Origin of the sequence: Nocardioides abyssi (assembly GCF_030412915.1) — a bacterium.
Classification (GTDB): Bacteria; Actinomycetota; Actinomycetes; order Propionibacteriales; family Nocardioidaceae; genus Nocardioides; species Nocardioides abyssi.
In genome coordinates this window covers 96,456-112,617 of record NZ_JAUHJR010000001.1, presented here as the reverse complement: position 1 = coordinate 112,617, position 16,162 = coordinate 96,456, and the positions used below count along the sequence as shown (strand labels likewise).

Here is a 16,162-nt window from a genome sequence, read left to right as displayed (position 1 = left end):
GGAGGTCCGGACGGGTCGTGCGTGGAGTGCGGTGGAACCGCGGGGTGCCGCGCTGGGGTCAGCGGGTCTCGCGGTGCGCCTGGTGCGTGCGGCACCGGGGGCAGAACTTCGCCAGCTCGAGCCGGTCGGGGTCGTTGCGGCGGTTCTTCTTCGTGATGTAGTTGCGCTCCTTGCACTCGACACAGGCGAGCGTGATCTTGGGGCGAACGTCGGAGCTCTTGGAGGCCACGGGAAGTCCTTCTGGGTCGGGGTGCTGCAGTGCTGCGCGGTGCTGACTGCGGATCAGCGGTGGTTCTTCAGTAGCGGGGGCGGGACTCGAACCCGCGACACCACGATTATGAGCCGTGTGCTCTAACCACCTGAGCTACCCCGCCACCGGGACAGGGGTGCGTCGACCAGATTACCCGGCCGACGCAATCCCGCTTCCCAGAGCCCCTTTACGGAATCGAACCGTAGACCTTCTCCTTACCATGGAGACGCTCTGCCGACTGAGCTAAAGGGGCAACGACGGAGAACCATACAGACGTCGGTCGGGACCACAAAATCGGCCGCGGAGCGGCCCTCAGGAGCCCGTCGCGGCGGCGATCCGGGGGAACGGAACGGCCTGCTCCAGCTCCAGCGCGAGCTCGAGCAGGAGCGCCTCGCGACCGGCTCCGGCGCCCAGCATCATCCCCTGCGGGAGGCCCTCGGCGGTGGTCGCGAGCGGCAGGGAGACGGCCGGCTCGCCGGTGACGTTCTGCCACGGGGTGAAGGCCACCCAGTCGAGCACCCGGGCCATCGTCTGCTCGTAGCCCGCGGCCGGGTCGAGGTGCCCGACCCGCGGGGTCGTGGTGGCCAGCGTGGGGCTCAGCACGACGTCGTACCGCTCGTGGAAGGCCACGGCCGCCCGCGCCGTCGCGCGCAGCCGCCGGACGGCCCCCGGCAAGCGGTGCAGCTGGCGGGTCGCGAGCCGGTCGAGGCCGCGGGTGAGCGGGTCGCAGCGCTCCACGTCCCACGAGCGGCCGTGGGTGAGCCGTCCGGTCCGCACGATGGCGGTGGCCAGGCTGCCCCAGTAGAGCAGGAAGTCGTCGGCGAACGACGCGGGCGCAGGCGAGGCCGCCTCCTCGACGGCGTGGCCGAGGCCCGCGAGCAGGTCGGCGGTACGCCGCGTGAGGGCCGCGACCTCGGGGCTCGCCGTCCGGCCGGCGTTCGTCGTGACGACCCCGACGCGCAGCCGGCGTCGAGCGGGCCGGGTGACGTCGCCGACCGGTGGCAGGTGCAGCGCGCGGTAGACCCGCTCGGACTCGCGCAGGAAGGCGGCGGTGTCGCGCACCGAGCGGGTCACGACGCCGTCGGCGACGATGCGCAGCGGCATCGACCGGTGCATCGCGTCCTGCGCCAGCCGGCCGCGGGTGGGCTTGAGGCCGACCAGCCCGCACGCGGCGGCGGGGATGCGGATGGAGCCGCCGCCGTCGTTGGCGTGCGCGATGGGCACCGCGCCCGCGGCGACCAGCGCGGCCGAGCCAGCCGAGGAGGCGCCGGCGGTGTGGTCGGTCGACCACGGGTTGCGCACCGGCCCCTGCCGCGGGTGCTCGGCGGCCGGGGAGAAGCCGAACTCCGAGAGGCGGGTCTTGCCCAGCGGCACCAGGCCGGTGGCGAGGTACATCCGGGCCAGGTCGCCGTCGCGTCGGGCCGGCCGCGCCACGAAAGCGTCGGCGCCGTGCTGGGTCGGCATCCCGGCGACGTCGACGTTGTCCTTGACGAAGGTCGGGACGCCGGCGAAGTAGCCGCCGCGGGGGTCGCGCGCCTCCGCGCGGGCCCGGTCGAAGGCGCGGTGGGCGACCGCGCCGAGGTCGGGGTCGACGGCCTCGACCCGCGCGATCGCGGCGTCGACGACCTCGCGGGTGCCGACCTCCCCCGAGCGCAGGGCGTCGACCAGGCCGACGGCGTCGTGGTGGGCGAGGGCGTCGTCGCGGAAGGCGTGGACCCGGTGCACGGGCGACAACCTCCCACACCAGTCAGCCCCGCGGCAGGGCTACAGCAGGACCGCCAGGAGCAGCGGCAGCAGCAGGCTCGTGGCGAGCGCCGTGAGGCCCATCGCGAGCCCGGCGAAGGCGCCCTCGGTCTCGTCCTCGGCCAGGGCGCGGGAGGCGCCGACGCCGTGGGACACCGCGCCCATCGCGAGGCCGCGGGAGCGCCGGTCGGTGATCCGGGCGAGGGTCAGCACGGCGGGCCCGGCGACCGCGCCCAGGATGCCGACGGCGATGGCGAAGACCGACGTCAGCGACGGGATGCCCCCGACGGTCTCCGACAGCGCGATCGACACCGGGGTCGTCGCGGCCTTCGGGCTCAGCGTGCGCACCAGCTCCTCCCCCGCGCCGGTCCAGCGGGCGAGGAGCACCACTGACACGATCGAGGTCGCGGCGCCGACCGGGATCGCCACCACCAAGGGGACGACGAACCCCTTCAGCCGCGCGGCCTGGCGGTGCAGCGGCACCGCCAGCGCCACGGTGGCCGCGCCCAGCCAGAACGAGATGACCTCGGTGCCGCGGGCGTAGGTCGCGATGTCGACGTCGAGCAGCCGCACCCCGGCGCCGGTCAGCACGATCGCCACCAGCACCGGCTGTGCGAGCGCGTGGCCGCCGCTCGCGTCGCGGATCCAGCACCCGAGCCGGTAGGTCGCGAGGGTCAGCGCGACCAGGAGGACCGGGGAGTCCGCCAGGTCGCTCACGCCCGGCCCTCGCTGCGCTCGAGCAGCCGGGTCGTCCATCCGACGACCACGAGGCCCAGGGCCCACGAGCCGGCGATCGCGACGACGATCGGCACCGCGTCGTCGCGGATCGCGCCGAGGTAGGCGACGACGCCGACGCCGGCCGGGACGAAGAGCAGCTGCAGGTGGCGCAGCAGCCCGTCGGCGGCCCGCACGGCGGGGTCGCGGTCGGTGTCGTGGCCGCGCCGGCGGCGTACCTCCAGGGCCAGGAGGAGCACCACCATCCCGACGACCGGGCCGGGGACCGGTGCGTCGGTCAGCCGGACCAGCACCTCCCCGACGAGCTGGCACACGACCAGCCAGGTGAGCCCGACGACGATTCCTCCACGCACCCGCGCATCCTGCCGGTCAGGCACCCCGACGGTGGCATCCGACCAGGTGCGGGTCGAAGATCCCGATCGCCTCCATCAGCGCGTGCATGGTCGTGGGACCGACGAAGACGAAGCCCCGGCGCTTGAGCTCCTTCGACATCGCCACCGACCCCGGCGAGGTGGTCGCGACCTCCTCGGTGGTGGCCGGCGCGGGCGCGACGTCGGGGGCGAAGGAGAGCAGCAGCGCCTCGAGCCCCTCCTGCTCGCGCAGCGCGACGGTGGCGCGGGCGTTGGTGATCGCGGCGTCGACCTTGAGCCGGTTGCGGACGATGCCGGCGTCGGCCATGAGCCGCGCGCGGTCGGTGTCGTCGTACGCCGCCACGACGTCGGCGTCGAACCCGGCGAACGCCGCGCGGAACGCCTCGCGCTTGCGCAGGATCGTCGCCCACGACAGCCCCGACTGGAACGCCTCGAGCGTCAGCCGTTCGAGGTACGCCGCCTCGCCGGCGACCGGGCGGCCCCACTCGACGTCGTGGTAGTCGCGCATCAGCCCCGGCGCACCCGCCCACGGGCAGCGCGGGACGCCGTCCTCGCCGACGACCGGGCCGGTCACCGGCGGGTCACCCGCGCGCTCGCAGCCGGGCGTTGGGGAGCGGCGGCGCCGGGATCGGCGCGAGGGGCTGGCCGGGCACCACGCCGAAGCGCCCCGGCCGCACGTCCTCGCCGGTGGGCACCACCCGTTGGCTCGCCGCCGGTCGCTCGGGCAGCCCGCCAGCCGCGTCGGGATGCGTCTCGGGGTGGTCGCGGGCGTCGTCGTCCTCGGCGAGCACCTGGCCCTGCCAGGCCTCGCGCGCGGCGACGACCTCGTCGTGGCCCGAGCCCAGGAAGTTCCACCACATCACCACCTGCTCGCCGAAGGGCGGGCCGCCGATGAGCAGCAGCCGGGTGGGCTCGTCGCCGGCGACGAGCACCAGGCGGTCGGGCCCCGGCGCGACGTACCCCAGCTCGTCCCGGCCCAGCGACCCGCCGGGCGACCCGTGCTCGAGGGCCACCGAGCCGGTGTCGACGAGCACGCCGTGCTCGAAGGCGGGGTCGACCTCGAGCTCCACCCGCGCGCCCACCTCGAGCAGCAGCTCGGCGCCCAGGAGCGGCGTGTGCGTGGCGACCGGGGAGGTGACCCCGAGCAGCGAGCCGAGGAAGACGCGCGCCTCGAGCCCCTCGCCGCCGACCGGGTCGGGCGCGTGGTGGGTGAAGTCGGGGTCGATCCCGCGGGAGCCGGACGGCAGCGCGACCCAGAGCTGCGCGCCGTGCAGCACGGTCGTGGCGGGGGTGGAGACCTCGGAGTGGCTGATGCCGCGCCCGGCGGTCATCAGGTTCAGCTCGCCGGGGCGCACCGTCGCGACGTTGCCGGCGCTGTCGCGGTGCTCGATCTCGCCGGTGAAGAGCCAGCTGACGGTCTGCAGCCCGATGTGCGGGTGGGGCGCGACGACCATGCCGCCGGTCTCGGCGACGTCGTCGGGGCCGTAGTGGTCCAGGAAGCACCAGGCGCCGATGAGCGTCCGCTGCCGCTGCGGCAGGGTGCGCCGCACGTTCATCGCGCGGGGGCCGCCGAGCGGCACCTCGCGCGGGGTCAGCACCTCGAGGTCGGTCACCCCGCCATCATGGCCCGCACCGCCGACAATGGGCTCAACCAGCGGTCAGCGGCCCTCCCGGCTCAACCAGCGCGTCAGAGCCGGCGGCCGGCCCAGGACCAGGCGTAGTCGCCGTCCTCGCAGGCCCGGCCGCCCTCGCCGAGCCCGAGGGGCGCGAAGGTGTCGACCATGACTGCGGACTCCTCGAACCGCTCGGCGCCGAGCGAGGCCTCGATGGCCGCCGGCTGCGGTCCGTGGGCGTGGCCGCCGGGGTGGAGCGAGACCGAGCCGACGCCGATGCCCGAGCCCTTGCGCGCCTCGTAGTCGCCGGCGACGTAGAACATGACCTCGTCGCTGTCGACGTTGGAGTGGTAGTAGGGCACTGGCACCGCGAGCGGGTGGTAGTCGACCTTGCGCGGCAGGAAGTTGCAGACCACGAACCGCGGCCCCTCGAAGACCTGGTGCACCGGCGGCGGCTGGTGCACCTTGCCGGTGATCGGCATGTAGTCCTCGATGTTGAACGTGTAGGGGTAGAGGCAGCCGTCCCACCCGACGACGTCGAAGGGGTGGGTGTCGTGCACCAGGCGGGTGCCGACGACGCCGGCCGAGGTGCGGTGCTTGACGAGCACCTCGACGTCGGTGCCCTCGACGAGGAGCGGCTCGGCCGGACCGTGCAGGTCGCGCTCGCAGTACGGCGCGTGCTCCAGCAGCTGCCCGTAGCGCGAGAGGTAGCGCTCGGGCGGGGCGACGTGGCCGCTGGCCTCGATGCAGTAGAGCCGGCTGGGCTCGGCCGGCAGCCACCGGTGGGTGGTCGCACGCGGGAGCACGACGTAGTCGCCGGCGCGGTAGGGCAGCACGCCGAAGACGGTCTCGACGACCCCGCTGCCGGTCTCCACGAAGACGCACTCGTCGCCGACGGCGTCCCGGTAGAGCGCCGAGGGGTCGGTGCCGGTGACGACGTAGGAGATCCGCACGTCGGCGTTGCCGAGCAGCAGGCGGCGGTCCGCGACCGCGTCGGGCCCGGTCTCCAGCTGGTGCAGCCGCAGGTGGCGTGGCGCGAGCGGGTGGTTGGGCTCCGCGCCCTGGTCCGGGAGGTCCCAGACCTCGGAGGCGACGATCGCCGACGGCACACCGCGGTGGTGGAGCAGCGAGGAGTCGGAGCTGAACCCCTCCTCGCCCATGAGCTCCTCGAACCGCAGGCGACCGGACTCGTCGCGGTGCTGGGTGTGCCGCGTGCGCGGCACGTCCCCCACCGAGCGGTAGTAGGCCATCGCCGTCCTCCTCGTCCATGCACATCGTTTCGCCGATAACCGGACGCACTCGTCCGCTATGCAGGCCGAGGTTATCGTGGCCACCGTGACGACGGAACACTTCTGGACCGGGCTCGTCGACGACGCGGCCACCTTCCCGCCCGGGGACGCCGACCTCGCGACCGCTGCCGCCGCGCACGCCGCGCGGTCCGGCGAGGAGGCGGCCCTGGTCGGCTCGTTCGTCGTGCGCGACACCGACCTGCCCGCGCTGCCGACCGGCTTCGACGCACCGGTGTCGGTCGTGGTGACCGGTGGCGCCGGCCAGCTCGCGGGCCCGGCCGCCCTGTGCCGCCGGCGGGGGCTCGTGCTCACCGGCCTCGACGTCGCGCTGCGTGACCTCGACGACCTGGCCGGCAACGCCCGCCGGGTCGTCGCGGCCGTCGACGCGGCCCGCGCCGAGGGCGTGCTCGACGACGACGTGCCCGTCCACGTCGAGCTGCCGCAGTCGGAGGCGACGTACGCCTGGCTGGCTGCGGCCGACGAGGTCGCCGCCGCCGAGCTTCGCCTCAAGCTGCGCACCGGGGGCGTCGAGCCGCACCAGCACCCGTCCGCGCCGCTGCTCGCGTCGTGGATCGACGCGGCGCTGGACCGGGAGACGCCGTTCCGCTGCACCGCCGGCCTGCACCGCGCCCTGCGCCACACCGCGGAGGACGGCGCGGAGCGGCACGGCTTCGTCAACGTGCTCGCGGCGACCCGCCGCGCCTTCGACGGCGCCGCCCGCGACGAGGTCGTCGCCACCCTCGAGGACCGCGCGCTCGAGGCCGACCCGGCCGAGCTGGCCGGCGCACGCCGCTGGTTCACGTCGTTCGGCTCGTGCAGCACCAGCGAGCCGATGGCCGACCTGCGCGCGGGCGTCGGCGTGCGCGGCTCCGGGGTACGGGGTCCCGCGTGAGCACCGGATTCGACCTCGACCACCTCCCCTACGGCGTCTTCTCCGTCGCCGGCGACCGGCGCCGGGTCGGCGTGCGGCACGGCGACACCGTCCTCGACCTCGCCGCCGCGACCGGGCGACCCGAGCTCGCCACGCCCTCGCTCAACGCGTTCATGGCGCTCGGCCCGGAGGTGTGGCGCCAGACCCGCGAGGAGGCCCGGGCCCTGCTCGAAGCGGGCGCGGAGACCATCCCGCTCGCCGACGTCGAGCTGCACCTGCCCGTCGAGGTCGCCGACTACGTCGACTTCTACGCCTCCGAGCACCACGCGACCAACGTCGGCCGCATCCTGCGCCCGGACTCCGAGCCGCTGCTGCCCAACTGGAAGCACCTGCCGGTCGCCTACCACGGCCGCGCCGGCACGGTCGTGCCCAGCGACACCCCCGTCGTGCGCCCGGTCGGCCAGCGCCGCGGCCCCGACGGCCCGACCTGGGGACCGACGCAGCGGCTCGACGTCGAGGCCGAGCTCGGGTTCGTCGTCGGCGCACCCTCCTCGCTGGGCGACCCGGTGCCCTACTCCGCCTTCGGCGAGCACGTCTTCGGCGTCGTCGGCCTCAACGACTGGTCCGCCCGCGACATCCAGGCCTGGGAGTACGCCCCGCTCGGCCCGTTCCTCGGCAAGTCCTTCGCCACGACGATCTCCCACTGGGTGACCCCGGTGGCCGCGCTCGACGCCGCGTGGTGCGACCTGCCCACGCAGCACCCCGAGCCGCTGCCCTACCTGGGGCCCGGCCAGGTCCGCGGGCTCGACATCGACGTGGAGGTCGAGCTCGACGGCGAGGTCGTCAGCCGCCCGCCGTACCGCACGACGTACTGGTCCCCCGCGCAGATGCTCGCCCACCTCACCTCCAACGGCGCCTCGCTGCGCACCGGCGACCTCTTCGCCTCCGGCACGATCAGCGGGCCCGAGGCCGACCAGCGCGGGTCGTTCCTCGAGCTGTGGGAGGGCGAGCGGTTCGTCGAGGACGGCTCCGAGGTGGTCCTGCGCTACTCCGCGCCCGGCGCCGCGGGCGGGCGGATCACGCTCGGCGACGTCCGTGGACGGGTCGAGCCCGCACGCGCCGCGCTGGTCTAGGTTGCGGGCATGGGCCTGCTCACCCCGCTCGCCGTGCGCATCGGCGCCCTCCCGTGGATGCCGAGGCTGCTGCCGCAGGTCGTGTGGGTCGACAAGCGGCTCCAGCAGGCCAGCCGGGGACGTGTCAGCATCCTCGACATCGCGGGCCTGCCGAACCTCACGCTGACCGTGCCCGGCCGGAAGTCCGGCGTCCCGCGCAGCACCCCGCTGCTCTGCGTGCCGCACGAGGGTGGCTGGCTCATCGCCGGGTCCTACTTCGGCGACCCGAAGATGCCGATGTGGGTGCGCAACCTGCGCGCCACCGACCCCGACGGCGACGCGGCCATCGCGGCCGTCGGCGGGCGCACCCGCACGGTGCACTGGCGCGAGCTCACCGACGCCGACCGCGCGGCGGCCTGGCAGGTGATGCTGCGGACCTGGCCCAACTACGCGGTCTACGAGGAGCGCACCGAGCGCACCATCCCGGTCTTCCACCTCAGGCCCGCTCCGTAGCCTGGATCCCCGTGGTTCCCCCCGACCAGCCCGTGACCCGGCCCGTGATCCGGCCCGTGACCCCCCACGTCCCCCTGGGCCAGCACCCGGCGCCCACCCACACGATCGCCCACCTCAGCGACCCGCACCTGCTCGCAGACGGCGCGCTGCAGTACGACGCGGTCGACCCGGAGGCCGGCCTGCGGACCGCCCTGGAGCGGTTGCGTCGACTCCCGCACGCCCCGGACGCGCTGGTCTTCACCGGCGACCTCGCCGACGAGGCCGAGCCGTCGGCGTACGTCCGGCTCCGCGAGGTCGTCGAGCCCGTCGCCGCCGACCTCGGCGCGCAGGTGGTGTGGGTGATGGGCAACCACGACGAGCGCTCGACGTACTCCCGGCTGCTGTTCGACGAGGAGTCCGACGCCCCGCAGGACCGGACGTACGACGTCCGCGGGCTGCGCGTGGTCGCGCTCGACACCAGCGTGCCCGGCTACCACCACGGCGAGGTCACCGACGACCAGCTGCACTGGCTGGCGGGCGTCCTGGCCGAGCCCGCTCCGCACGGGACCCTGCTCGCCCTGCACCACCCACCGATCCCGGTGCCGATGCTGCGCGCGGCCGAGATCATCGAGCTCGCCGACCAGCACCGGCTCGCCGAGGTGGTCGCCGGGACCGACGTCCGGTCGATCCTCGGCGGCCACTTCCACTTCTCGACCTACTCCACCTTCGCCGGCATCCCGGTCTCGGTGGCCTCCGCCAGCTGCTACACCTCCGACCCGGCGCCGCTGGGGCGCTTCGTCTCCGGCGTCGACGGCCACCAGGCGATCACGATGGTCCACGTCTACGACGACCGCGTCGTGCAGACCGTCGTCCCGCTCGGCGACGCGCCGGAGGTCAGCGGCGTGCTGCCGACCGTCACCGCCCAGCTCGAGGCGCTGAGCGCGGAGGAGCGCCGCGAGCTGCTGAGCCGCAAGGACTCCGCCTTCAACCGCGGCGAGCTCGCCGAGGAGCTCGGCCGCTGGTAGCCGGGCCCCCCGACGGTGTCCCGCGTGACGATCAGGGCGCGGTCGGGGCGGCGTAGTCCGAGGAGTCGCCGGTGAGCACCACGTAGAACCGCTTGCGGGACGTGGTCGTGGTGACCGACCCGTCGCTGTTGCGAGGGCTGACGACGAACGAGGTGTTGTTCTGCGCCCCGGCCGGCGCGCAGTTGGTCGGGATGCCGGTGGCGCCCGGGAAGCTGCACAGGCTGGCGTTGATCTCGCCGGAGAACTCCGGGTTGGCGTCGGCGCCGGGGGCGCGGTCGCTGGTGACGGCGTCGCCGTTCTGGTCGACGGTGTTCTGCAGGGCGACGGTGGCGAGGATGCCGTTGTCGGAGAGGTCCTCCCCCGCGTCGATGTAGACGTTGCCGTTGGCGCGCAGCGCGTTGTCCGGGCTGCCGGCGGGGGCGGTGTTGGCGAGGGTGGGGTACGCCGTCACGATCTCGAACCCGCCCGACTGGGCCACGATCGCGCCGCTCGCGTCGACGAGCAGCCACCGACCGGCGCCGTCGGCACCGTCCGCACCCGCGGGGCCGGCCGGGCCCTGGGCGCCGGCGGGCAGCTGGCCGGGGCGGAAGTCCTTGGCCTTGAGCGTGCCGTCCTTGACGTCCTGGCTGCGGATCGAGTTGTCCTCGATGTCCGCGGAGCCGATGGTCATCGCGGCGTACGACGTGCCGCTGGTCGCGACGACCAGGGCCGCGACGGAGATGAAGAACGAGGGGGTGGGTCGACGCATGGGGGAGCACCATTCCGTGAGGCAGGCCACACCGGCCTGCGTGCTCTGCCTTCGGAGCGGCGGGCGCTGCGGATTGCCCGCGCGGCGTCGACGTCTCAGCCGGGGGGCGGCAGCACCCGGCGGCGCGCCAGCACGTCGAGCCAGTGCCGCAGGGTCTCCTCGGTGTCGATGCACCCCCCGAAACCGGCCTGGCGGATCTTCACCGTCGAGACGAAGCGGGGGAACACCTCCTCGAGGTCGCCGAGGTTGAAGCAGAGGTCGGCGTAGTGGTGGGACTCGCCCATCACCTCCGCCAGGCCCAGGCGCCGCAGGCCGTGCCGGTCCACGACGCGGTCCCACGTCGCGGCGTGGCCGGGCATGAACGACGCCATCGTCCGGGGCTCGTCGGGCCCCGGCTCGAGCCCGACCGCGTCCGCGATCGCCGGCCACAGGTGACGCCACTCGAAGACGTCGCCGTTGGTGAGGTTGAAGATCTCCCCGGACGCCGCCGGCGCCTCGGCCGCCCAGACCGCGGCGTCAGCGCACAGCCGGGCGTCCACGGCCTCCCAGACGTAGCTCGCACCGCCGGGGAAGGAGAACGGCAGCCCCGTCTCGCGGCAGATCGCCGCGTAGGCACCGAGCACCGGCACCAGGTTCATCGCGGCCCCGATCGCGCCCCCGAAGATCAGCTGCGGGCGCAGGACCGTCCAGCCGAACCCCGACCGGTCGGCGGACTCGCGCAGGTGGTCCTCCTGCAGGAAGTAGAAGTTCGCGTGGTCGTCGCGCGGCGCGCGTTCACGGGCCGGCACGGGGATCGGGTGCAGGTGCGCGCCGTACGCCTTCGTCCCCTGCAGCGCCGTGACGTGCTCCAGCGAGCCGGACCCTGCCAGCGGGTCGAGCAGGTTGCGGAACATCTCGTCGTTGACCGCCATCTGGTCGGCTGCCGTCCAGCCGTCGACGAGACCGGGCTTCTCGTACAACGCGGCGTAGGCCAGGTGGGACACCGCGCCGAGCCCGCCCACGGCCCGGGCGACCTCCGAGCGGTCCCGCAGGTCCACCGCGAGGTGCTGGTAGCGGGCCGGATCGGGCTCGACCTCCAGCTCCGGTGGGCGCCGGGACAGGGCCACGACCGACCACTCCCCGCTGCGGACCAGCGCGTCCACGAGCGCCGACCCGACCACGCCGCTCGCCCCGGCAACCACCATGCGCTTCATGCCTGCTCCTATCGACCGCTCGGTCGTCCAGACCGTAGGAGAAGTGGTTGCGATCACACAAGGCCCTGGCTAGCGTCAATGTTCAAATCGACCGTTCGGTCGGTTCGGAGGAGGGGTCATGAAGTTTGGGTACATGCCGGACACCCATGGCGGGCCGTACGACCAGCCGATGCCCGACCGCGAGCGGGCGGCTGCGTTCGCCGAGCACCTGATTGCCGAGGCGGTCGCCACCGAGGAGGCTGGGTTCGACGGCGCGTTCGTGCCCGAGCGGCACGCCCGCACCGAGACCATGTGGCCGGACCCGCTCATGGCCCTGATGGCGATGGCGATGCGCACCAGCCGCATCCAGCTCGGCACGTGCGTCCTGCAGCCGGCGTACTACAACCCGACCCACCTCGCCGAGCAGGCCGCGCTCGTCGACGTCGCGAGCCGCGGGCGGCTGGTCCTCGGTGTGGGCTCCGGCTACCACGAGGGGTACTTCCGGCACTTCGGCGAGCCCTACGAGCGGCGCCTGGGGCGCTTCCGCGAGTCGGTCCGCTTCCTGCGCCGGGCCTGGGAGGGCGAACGTTTCGACTGGGACGGGGAGCACTGGCAGATGCAGGACGTGCTGGTGAACCCCGCCCCCTACCGCCCGGGCGGCCCGCCGATGTGGTTCGCCGGCACGACCGAGACCGCGGTGCGCCGCGCGGCACGGGAGGGCGACGGGCTCGTGCTGCTCGGCTTCTACGACCCGCTCCCCGAGCGCCGTCGGATCGTCGACCTCTACCGCTCCGAGGCGCGCAAGGCGGGCCGCAAGCCGGTGGTCGCGCAGCTGCTCGACGGCTTCGTCGCCGACACCTTCGAGGCCGCGCGCGACACCTTCGGCCACCTGTGGGTCGACGAGATCGCCTACTACCTGAAGTGGGGGATGATCGGCTGGTCGGAGGAGATCCGGTCCATGGCCGACGTGACCTTCGAGAACCTCCAGCAGTACATGGTGGTCGGCGCCCCGCAGGACGCCGCGGCGACGATCGCGCGCTTCCGCGACGAGATGGACCTCGGGGACGACGACTGGGTGATCCTGCGCTCGCGCCTGCCGCAGGGCCCCTCCTACGAGGAGACCCTCGGTTCGATCCACCGCCTGGGGACCGAGGTGCGGCCGCTGCTGGCCTGAGTCGCCCCTGCCCGTCCGCCCGCCCGGTCGGCACGGAGGCGCAGAAATGACTCGACGCCCCGGGCCGCAGGGCCAGGGGCGTCGGTGGCAGGTGAAGGATTCGAACCTTCGAAGGCAAAGCCGACGGATTTACAGTCCGCTCCCATTGGCCGCTCGGGCAACCTGCCGGGTTGTCGTCCACGGGCGATTGGCCCACGGTGACGACGAGGCGAAACAATAGCGCAGCAGCATCCGCAGCGAAAAACCGTCACCGGGAGGGACAGATGGCCGACTCGTCGTTCGACATCGTCAGCAAGATCGACCGCCAGGAGGTCGACAACGCGCTGGGACAGACCGCGCGGGAGATCGCGACCCGGTTCGACTTCAAGGGCACCGGCGCCACCATCGAGTGGTCGGGTGAGCACGTCATCGAGATCAGCGCGTCCGCCGACGACCGCGCGAGCGCGGTGCTCGACGTGCTCAAGGGCAAGCTGGTCAAGCGCGACGTCTCGCTCAAGGTGCTCGACGCCTCCGAGCCTCGCCAGTCCGGCCAGGTCTCGAAGATCACGGTGAACCTCAAGGAGGGCATCACCTCCGAGGACGCCAAGAAGATCTCCAAGCTCATCCGCGACGAGGGCCCCAAGGGCGTCAAGGCGCAGATCCAGGGCGACGAGCTGCGCGTCTCGTCCAAGAAGCGCGACGACCTCCAGCAGGTCATCGCGCTGGTCAAGCAGCAGGACTACGACTTCGCGGTGCAGTTCACCAACTACCGCTGAGCCGTACGCCGCCATACGCCGGCCGCACGACAGCGGTACGCCGGCCGCACGACAGCGGCACGACGACAGGTGGACGTCCGCCCGAGCCGGGTGCACGGCTCGGGCGGACGCCCGGTCCGGGGTCAGCCCGCGACCGCCTCCGGGGCGGGTCGGGCTGCGGGGGTGGCGCTCGCGACGGCGGTCGCGCCCTCGGCGGGGGCCAGCCAGACGGCGGTCCCGGGCTCGAGGCCGAGCGAGCGGGCATGGGTGCGGGTCATCACGACGGTGACCGGGGCGTCCTGGCCGGCGACGTCGACCGTCACCCGCACCTCGAAGCCCACGCGCAGCGCGCGCACGACCCGGCCCTCCAGCGCGCCGGGCACCGGGGCCGTGGTCATCTCGACGTCGTGGGGCCGCAGCCGCACGCCGCCGAGCACGGTGACCTCGCCGAGGAAGCCCATGACGAACTCGTTGGCCGGCGCGTCGTAGAGCTGGTCGGGGCTACCGACCTGCTCCACGCGCCCCTCGTTCACGACGACGATCTCGTCGGCGACCTCGAGCGCCTCCTCCTGGTCGTGGGTGACGAAGACGGTGGTCACGTGCACCTCGTCGTGGAGGCGGCGCAGCCAGTCGCGCAGCTCCTTGCGGACCTTGGCGTCGAGCGCGCCGAAGGGCTCGTCGAGCAGCAGCACGCTCGGCTCGATCGCCAGCGCCCGGGCGAGCGCCATCCGCTGGCGCTGCCCGCCGGAGAGCTGGGAGGGCAGCCGGTCGGCGAACGCGTCGAGGTGCACGAGCCGGAGCAGCTCGTCGACCTTGGCCCTGATCTCGTCCTTGGGCTTCTTGCGGATCTCCAGGCCGAAGGCGACGTTGCGGGCGACCGAGAGGTGCTTGAACGCCGCGTAGTGCTGGAAGACGAAGCCGACGTTGCGCTTCTGCACCGGCAGCCGGGTGGCCTCCACCCCCTCGATGACGACCGAGCCGGAGTCGGCGGTCTCGAGGCCGGCGATGATCCGCAGCAGCGTGGTCTTGCCGCCGCCGCTGGGCCCGAGCAGCGCGGTGAGCTGGCCGGTGGGGAGGGTGAGGTTGATGTCCTGGAGGGCGACGAACTCGCCGTAGCGCTTGTTGACGCCGGACACGTCGATGCTCATGACTGCCTCTCGAAGGCTCGGTGACGGGTCCCGCGTGCGCGCAGCACGAAGACCACGAGGATGGCGAGGACGGAGACGCTGGCGAGGAGGAACGCGAGCGCGTAGGCCCCCTCCTGGTCGAAGTTGAGGTACCTCTCCTCGACCGCCAGGGTCGCGGTCCTGGTCTCGCCCAGGACGTTGCCCGAGACGACCTTGACCGCGCCGAACTCGCCCAGGGAACGGGCCAGCGTCAGCACGACGCCGTAGATGACGGCCCACTTGATGCTCGGCAGGGTGATCCGCCAGAAGGTCTGCCAGCCGCTGGCCCCGAGGCTCTGCGCGGCCTGCTCCTGCTCGGTGCCGAGCTCGTGCAGCACGGGCACGACCTCGCGGATCACGAGGGGCAGGGACACGAACGCCGTGGCCAGGACGATGCCCGGCGTCGCGAAGACGACCTGCAGGCCCCAGTCCTCGACCGTCGGGCCGAGCCAGCCGTTGCGACCGCCGTACACCAGCATCAGCGCGAGGCCGACGACGATCGGCGAGACCGACAGCGGCAGGTCGATGAGCGCGCTCAGCACACGCTTGCCGGGGAACTCCTTGCGCACGAGCAGCATCGAGATCGTCACGCCGAAGACCGTGTTGATGACGGTGGCAACGACGGCCGCGATCGCGGAGAGCTGCAGCGCGTGGACGGTGTCGGGGTCGGCGAGGACGTCGACCATGGCCTGGGTGCCGTTGGCGAAGGCGTTGGTGCCCACGAGGACGACCGGCCACGCGACGAGCAGCGCCAGGTAGGCGATCACCAGCACGCGCAGGACGTACGTCGTCGGGCCGGCAGAGGCGCGTCGTGTCTCAGCCACGGCGGGCCACCCGTCGCTGGAGGATGTCGAGGGCCACGATCACCAGCAGCGAGATCACCAGCAGCACCGCCGCGATGGACGCGGCCGCGGCCTGGTTGTCGTTCTCGATCGCGCTGAGGATGCGCACCGAGGTCACCTCGGACTCGAAGGGCAGGTTGCCCGACAGCAGCACGAGCGAGCCGTACTCCCCCATCGCCCGGGCGAAGGACAGCGCCGCGCCGGCCGCGATGGCCGGGGCCAGGCTGGGCAGCACGACCCGGCGGAAGATCGTGGCCCGACCGGCACCCAGGGACGCCGCGGCCTCCTCGACCTCCATGTCGAGCTCCTCGAGCACCGGCTGCACCATCCGCACGACGAACGGCAGCGTGACGAAGAGGAACGCCAGGTAGACCGAGCCGCTGGTGTTGGCCAGGTGCAGCCCCAGCGGGCTGTCGTTGCCGTAGAGCGAGACCAGCACCAGGCCGGCGACGATCGTGGGCAGCGCGAACGGGATGTCGATGACGAGCTCGAGCAGGCCCTTGCCCGGGAACCGGTCGCGGACCAGCACCCAGGCGATGGCGGTGCCGGCGACGATGTTGACGAGCGTGACCGACGCCGCGGCCATGACGGTGAGCCGGATGGCAGCACGGGTCTGCTCGTTGGTGATGCTGCGCCAGAACTCCGCCCAGCCCCCCGACGACGCCGTCACGAGGACGGCGGTGAGGGGGATGAGCACGAGCAGGCTGAACCAGATCATGGAGACGCCGAGACCGATCCCGGACGCCGTGGTGAGGTTGTGGTTGACCAGGGTCGGCCGGGCACGTCCCGGCCGACCCTCGAGCGCGACAGTCATTGCACCCTGTC

18 protein-coding genes and 3 tRNA genes are annotated in these 16,162 nt (G+C 73.3%); 6 read left to right on the top strand and 15 right to left on the bottom strand.

Features of this window, described 5'->3' with window-relative positions; all coding sequences use genetic code 11:
• Window positions 1–58 precede the first annotated feature (58 nt).
• The 9 genes from rpmG to QWY29_RS00530 all read right to left on the bottom strand — a co-directional run bounded on the left by rpmG (window position 59) and on the right by QWY29_RS00530 (window position 5,962).
• On the bottom strand, window positions 59–229 hold the full coding sequence (gene rpmG, locus QWY29_RS00570) for a 50S ribosomal protein L33 (protein ID WP_182525673.1): 171 nt from the start codon (window positions 227–229) through the stop codon (window positions 59–61).
• Between the two features lie 71 nt (window positions 230–300).
• Window positions 301–374: transfer RNA gene (locus QWY29_RS00565), tRNA-Met, on the bottom strand.
• 56 nt (window positions 375–430) lie between these two features.
• A tRNA-Thr gene (locus QWY29_RS00560) sits at window positions 431–503 on the bottom strand.
• Window positions 504–562: 59 nt separating this feature from the next.
• Window positions 563–1,975: an amidase gene (locus QWY29_RS00555; RefSeq protein ID WP_300958675.1), complete on the bottom strand. Its 1,413-nt coding sequence runs from the start codon at window positions 1,973–1,975 to the stop codon at window positions 563–565.
• A 39-nt stretch (window positions 1,976–2,014) separates the two neighbouring features.
• Window positions 2,015–2,710, bottom strand: coding sequence for an LrgB family protein (locus QWY29_RS00550; protein WP_300958674.1), 696 nt, complete (start codon window positions 2,708–2,710; stop codon window positions 2,015–2,017).
• Window positions 2,707–3,081: a CidA/LrgA family protein gene (locus QWY29_RS00545; RefSeq protein ID WP_300958672.1), complete on the bottom strand. Its 375-nt coding sequence runs from the start codon at window positions 3,079–3,081 to the stop codon at window positions 2,707–2,709. The genes QWY29_RS00550 and QWY29_RS00545 overlap by 4 nt, the downstream gene beginning before the upstream one ends.
• A gap of 16 nt (window positions 3,082–3,097) precedes the next feature.
• The gene (locus QWY29_RS00540; RefSeq protein ID WP_300958671.1) at window positions 3,098–3,673 is read right to left on the bottom strand and encodes a DNA-3-methyladenine glycosylase I; all 576 of its coding nucleotides are present in this window, start codon (window positions 3,671–3,673) and stop codon (window positions 3,098–3,100) included.
• Window positions 3,674–3,680: 7 nt separating this feature from the next.
• The gene (locus QWY29_RS00535; RefSeq protein ID WP_300958670.1) at window positions 3,681–4,712 is read right to left on the bottom strand and encodes a pirin family protein; all 1,032 of its coding nucleotides are present in this window, start codon (window positions 4,710–4,712) and stop codon (window positions 3,681–3,683) included.
• Between the two features lie 74 nt (window positions 4,713–4,786).
• Window positions 4,787–5,962 (bottom strand): homogentisate 1,2-dioxygenase, encoded by a 1,176-nt coding sequence (locus tag QWY29_RS00530; protein ID WP_300958669.1) that lies wholly within the window; start codon window positions 5,960–5,962, stop codon window positions 4,787–4,789.
• An 85-nt stretch (window positions 5,963–6,047) separates the two neighbouring features.
• On the opposite strand from QWY29_RS00530, the gene QWY29_RS00525 reads away from it, so the two are divergent.
• From QWY29_RS00525 to QWY29_RS00510, 4 genes are read left to right on the top strand one after another with little or no spacing between them, the layout of a single operon-like run.
• The gene (locus QWY29_RS00525; RefSeq protein WP_300958667.1) at window positions 6,048–6,893 is read left to right on the top strand and encodes a hypothetical protein; all 846 of its coding nucleotides are present in this window, start codon (window positions 6,048–6,050) and stop codon (window positions 6,891–6,893) included.
• Window positions 6,890–8,005 carry a fumarylacetoacetate hydrolase family protein gene (locus tag QWY29_RS00520; RefSeq protein ID WP_300958666.1) on the top strand — a complete coding sequence of 372 codons (1,116 nt, stop codon included), beginning with the start codon at window positions 6,890–6,892 and terminating at the stop codon, window positions 8,003–8,005. The genes QWY29_RS00525 and QWY29_RS00520 overlap by 4 nt, the downstream gene beginning before the upstream one ends.
• Before the next feature lie 9 nt (window positions 8,006–8,014).
• Entirely contained in the window at window positions 8,015–8,497 is a 483-nt protein-coding gene (locus QWY29_RS00515; protein WP_300958665.1) for a nitroreductase family deazaflavin-dependent oxidoreductase, read from the top strand.
• Window positions 8,498–8,508: 11 nt separating this feature from the next.
• On the top strand, window positions 8,509–9,501 hold the full coding sequence (locus tag QWY29_RS00510; protein ID WP_300958664.1) for a metallophosphoesterase: 993 nt from the start codon (window positions 8,509–8,511) through the stop codon (window positions 9,499–9,501).
• Window positions 9,502–9,532: 31 nt separating this feature from the next.
• Here the strand turns inward: QWY29_RS00510 and QWY29_RS00505 are convergent, their stop codons facing one another.
• A complete protein-coding gene (locus QWY29_RS00505; protein WP_300958662.1) occupies window positions 9,533–10,249 on the bottom strand; it encodes a hypothetical protein in 717 nt (238 codons plus the stop codon).
• 95 nt (window positions 10,250–10,344) lie between these two features.
• Window positions 10,345–11,442, bottom strand: coding sequence for an SDR family oxidoreductase (locus QWY29_RS00500; protein WP_300958661.1), 1,098 nt, complete (start codon window positions 11,440–11,442; stop codon window positions 10,345–10,347).
• Between the two features lie 118 nt (window positions 11,443–11,560).
• Between QWY29_RS00500 and QWY29_RS00495 the strand changes: the two genes are divergently transcribed.
• Window positions 11,561–12,595: an LLM class flavin-dependent oxidoreductase gene (locus tag QWY29_RS00495; protein ID WP_300958659.1), complete on the top strand. Its 1,035-nt coding sequence runs from the start codon at window positions 11,561–11,563 to the stop codon at window positions 12,593–12,595.
• Between the two features lie 85 nt (window positions 12,596–12,680).
• Here the strand turns inward: QWY29_RS00495 and QWY29_RS00490 are convergent.
• Window positions 12,681–12,762, bottom strand: a tRNA-Tyr gene (locus QWY29_RS00490).
• A gap of 96 nt (window positions 12,763–12,858) precedes the next feature.
• Between QWY29_RS00490 and QWY29_RS00485 the strand changes: the two genes are divergently transcribed.
• Window positions 12,859–13,350 (top strand): YajQ family cyclic di-GMP-binding protein, encoded by a 492-nt coding sequence (locus QWY29_RS00485; protein ID WP_300958658.1) that lies wholly within the window; start codon window positions 12,859–12,861, stop codon window positions 13,348–13,350.
• Between the two features lie 122 nt (window positions 13,351–13,472).
• On the opposite strand, the gene QWY29_RS00480 is transcribed toward QWY29_RS00485, so the two are convergent.
• The 3 genes from QWY29_RS00480 to cysT are packed head-to-tail and all read right to left on the bottom strand — an operon-like array spanning window position 13,473 to window position 16,151.
• Window positions 13,473–14,477: a sulfate/molybdate ABC transporter ATP-binding protein gene (locus tag QWY29_RS00480; protein WP_300958657.1), complete on the bottom strand. Its 1,005-nt coding sequence runs from the start codon at window positions 14,475–14,477 to the stop codon at window positions 13,473–13,475.
• Complete coding sequence (locus QWY29_RS00475) at window positions 14,474–15,319, bottom strand: sulfate ABC transporter permease (RefSeq protein ID WP_300958655.1); 846 nt, start codon at window positions 15,317–15,319, stop codon at window positions 14,474–14,476. Before QWY29_RS00475 ends, QWY29_RS00480 begins: the two co-directional genes overlap by 4 nt.
• The gene (gene cysT / locus QWY29_RS00470) at window positions 15,312–16,151 is read right to left on the bottom strand and encodes a sulfate ABC transporter permease subunit CysT (protein WP_300958654.1); all 840 of its coding nucleotides are present in this window, start codon (window positions 16,149–16,151) and stop codon (window positions 15,312–15,314) included. The genes QWY29_RS00475 and cysT overlap by 8 nt, the downstream gene beginning before the upstream one ends.
• Window positions 16,152–16,162 lie beyond the last annotated feature (11 nt).

Bases quoted from the DNA above. Each gene is read 5' to 3' on its own strand.
- QWY29_RS00500 (WP_300958661.1), bottom strand. From the start codon at position 11,442: ATGAAGCGCATGGTGGTTGCCGGGGCGAGCGGCGTGGTCGGGTCGGCG.
- cysT (WP_300958654.1), bottom strand. From the start codon at position 16,151: ATGACTGTCGCGCTCGAGGGTCGGCCGGGACGTGCCCGGCCGACCCTG.
- QWY29_RS00515 (WP_300958665.1), top strand. From the start codon at position 8,015: ATGGGCCTGCTCACCCCGCTCGCCGTGCGCATCGGCGCCCTCCCGTGG.
- QWY29_RS00495 (WP_300958659.1), top strand. From the start codon at position 11,561: ATGAAGTTTGGGTACATGCCGGACACCCATGGCGGGCCGTACGACCAG.
- QWY29_RS00530 (WP_300958669.1), bottom strand. From the start codon at position 5,962: ATGGCCTACTACCGCTCGGTGGGGGACGTGCCGCGCACGCGGCACACC.
- QWY29_RS00480 (WP_300958657.1), bottom strand. From the start codon at position 14,477: ATGAGCATCGACGTGTCCGGCGTCAACAAGCGCTACGGCGAGTTCGTC.
- QWY29_RS00505 (WP_300958662.1), bottom strand. From the start codon at position 10,249: ATGCGTCGACCCACCCCCTCGTTCTTCATCTCCGTCGCGGCCCTGGTC.
- QWY29_RS00485 (WP_300958658.1), top strand. From the start codon at position 12,859: ATGGCCGACTCGTCGTTCGACATCGTCAGCAAGATCGACCGCCAGGAG.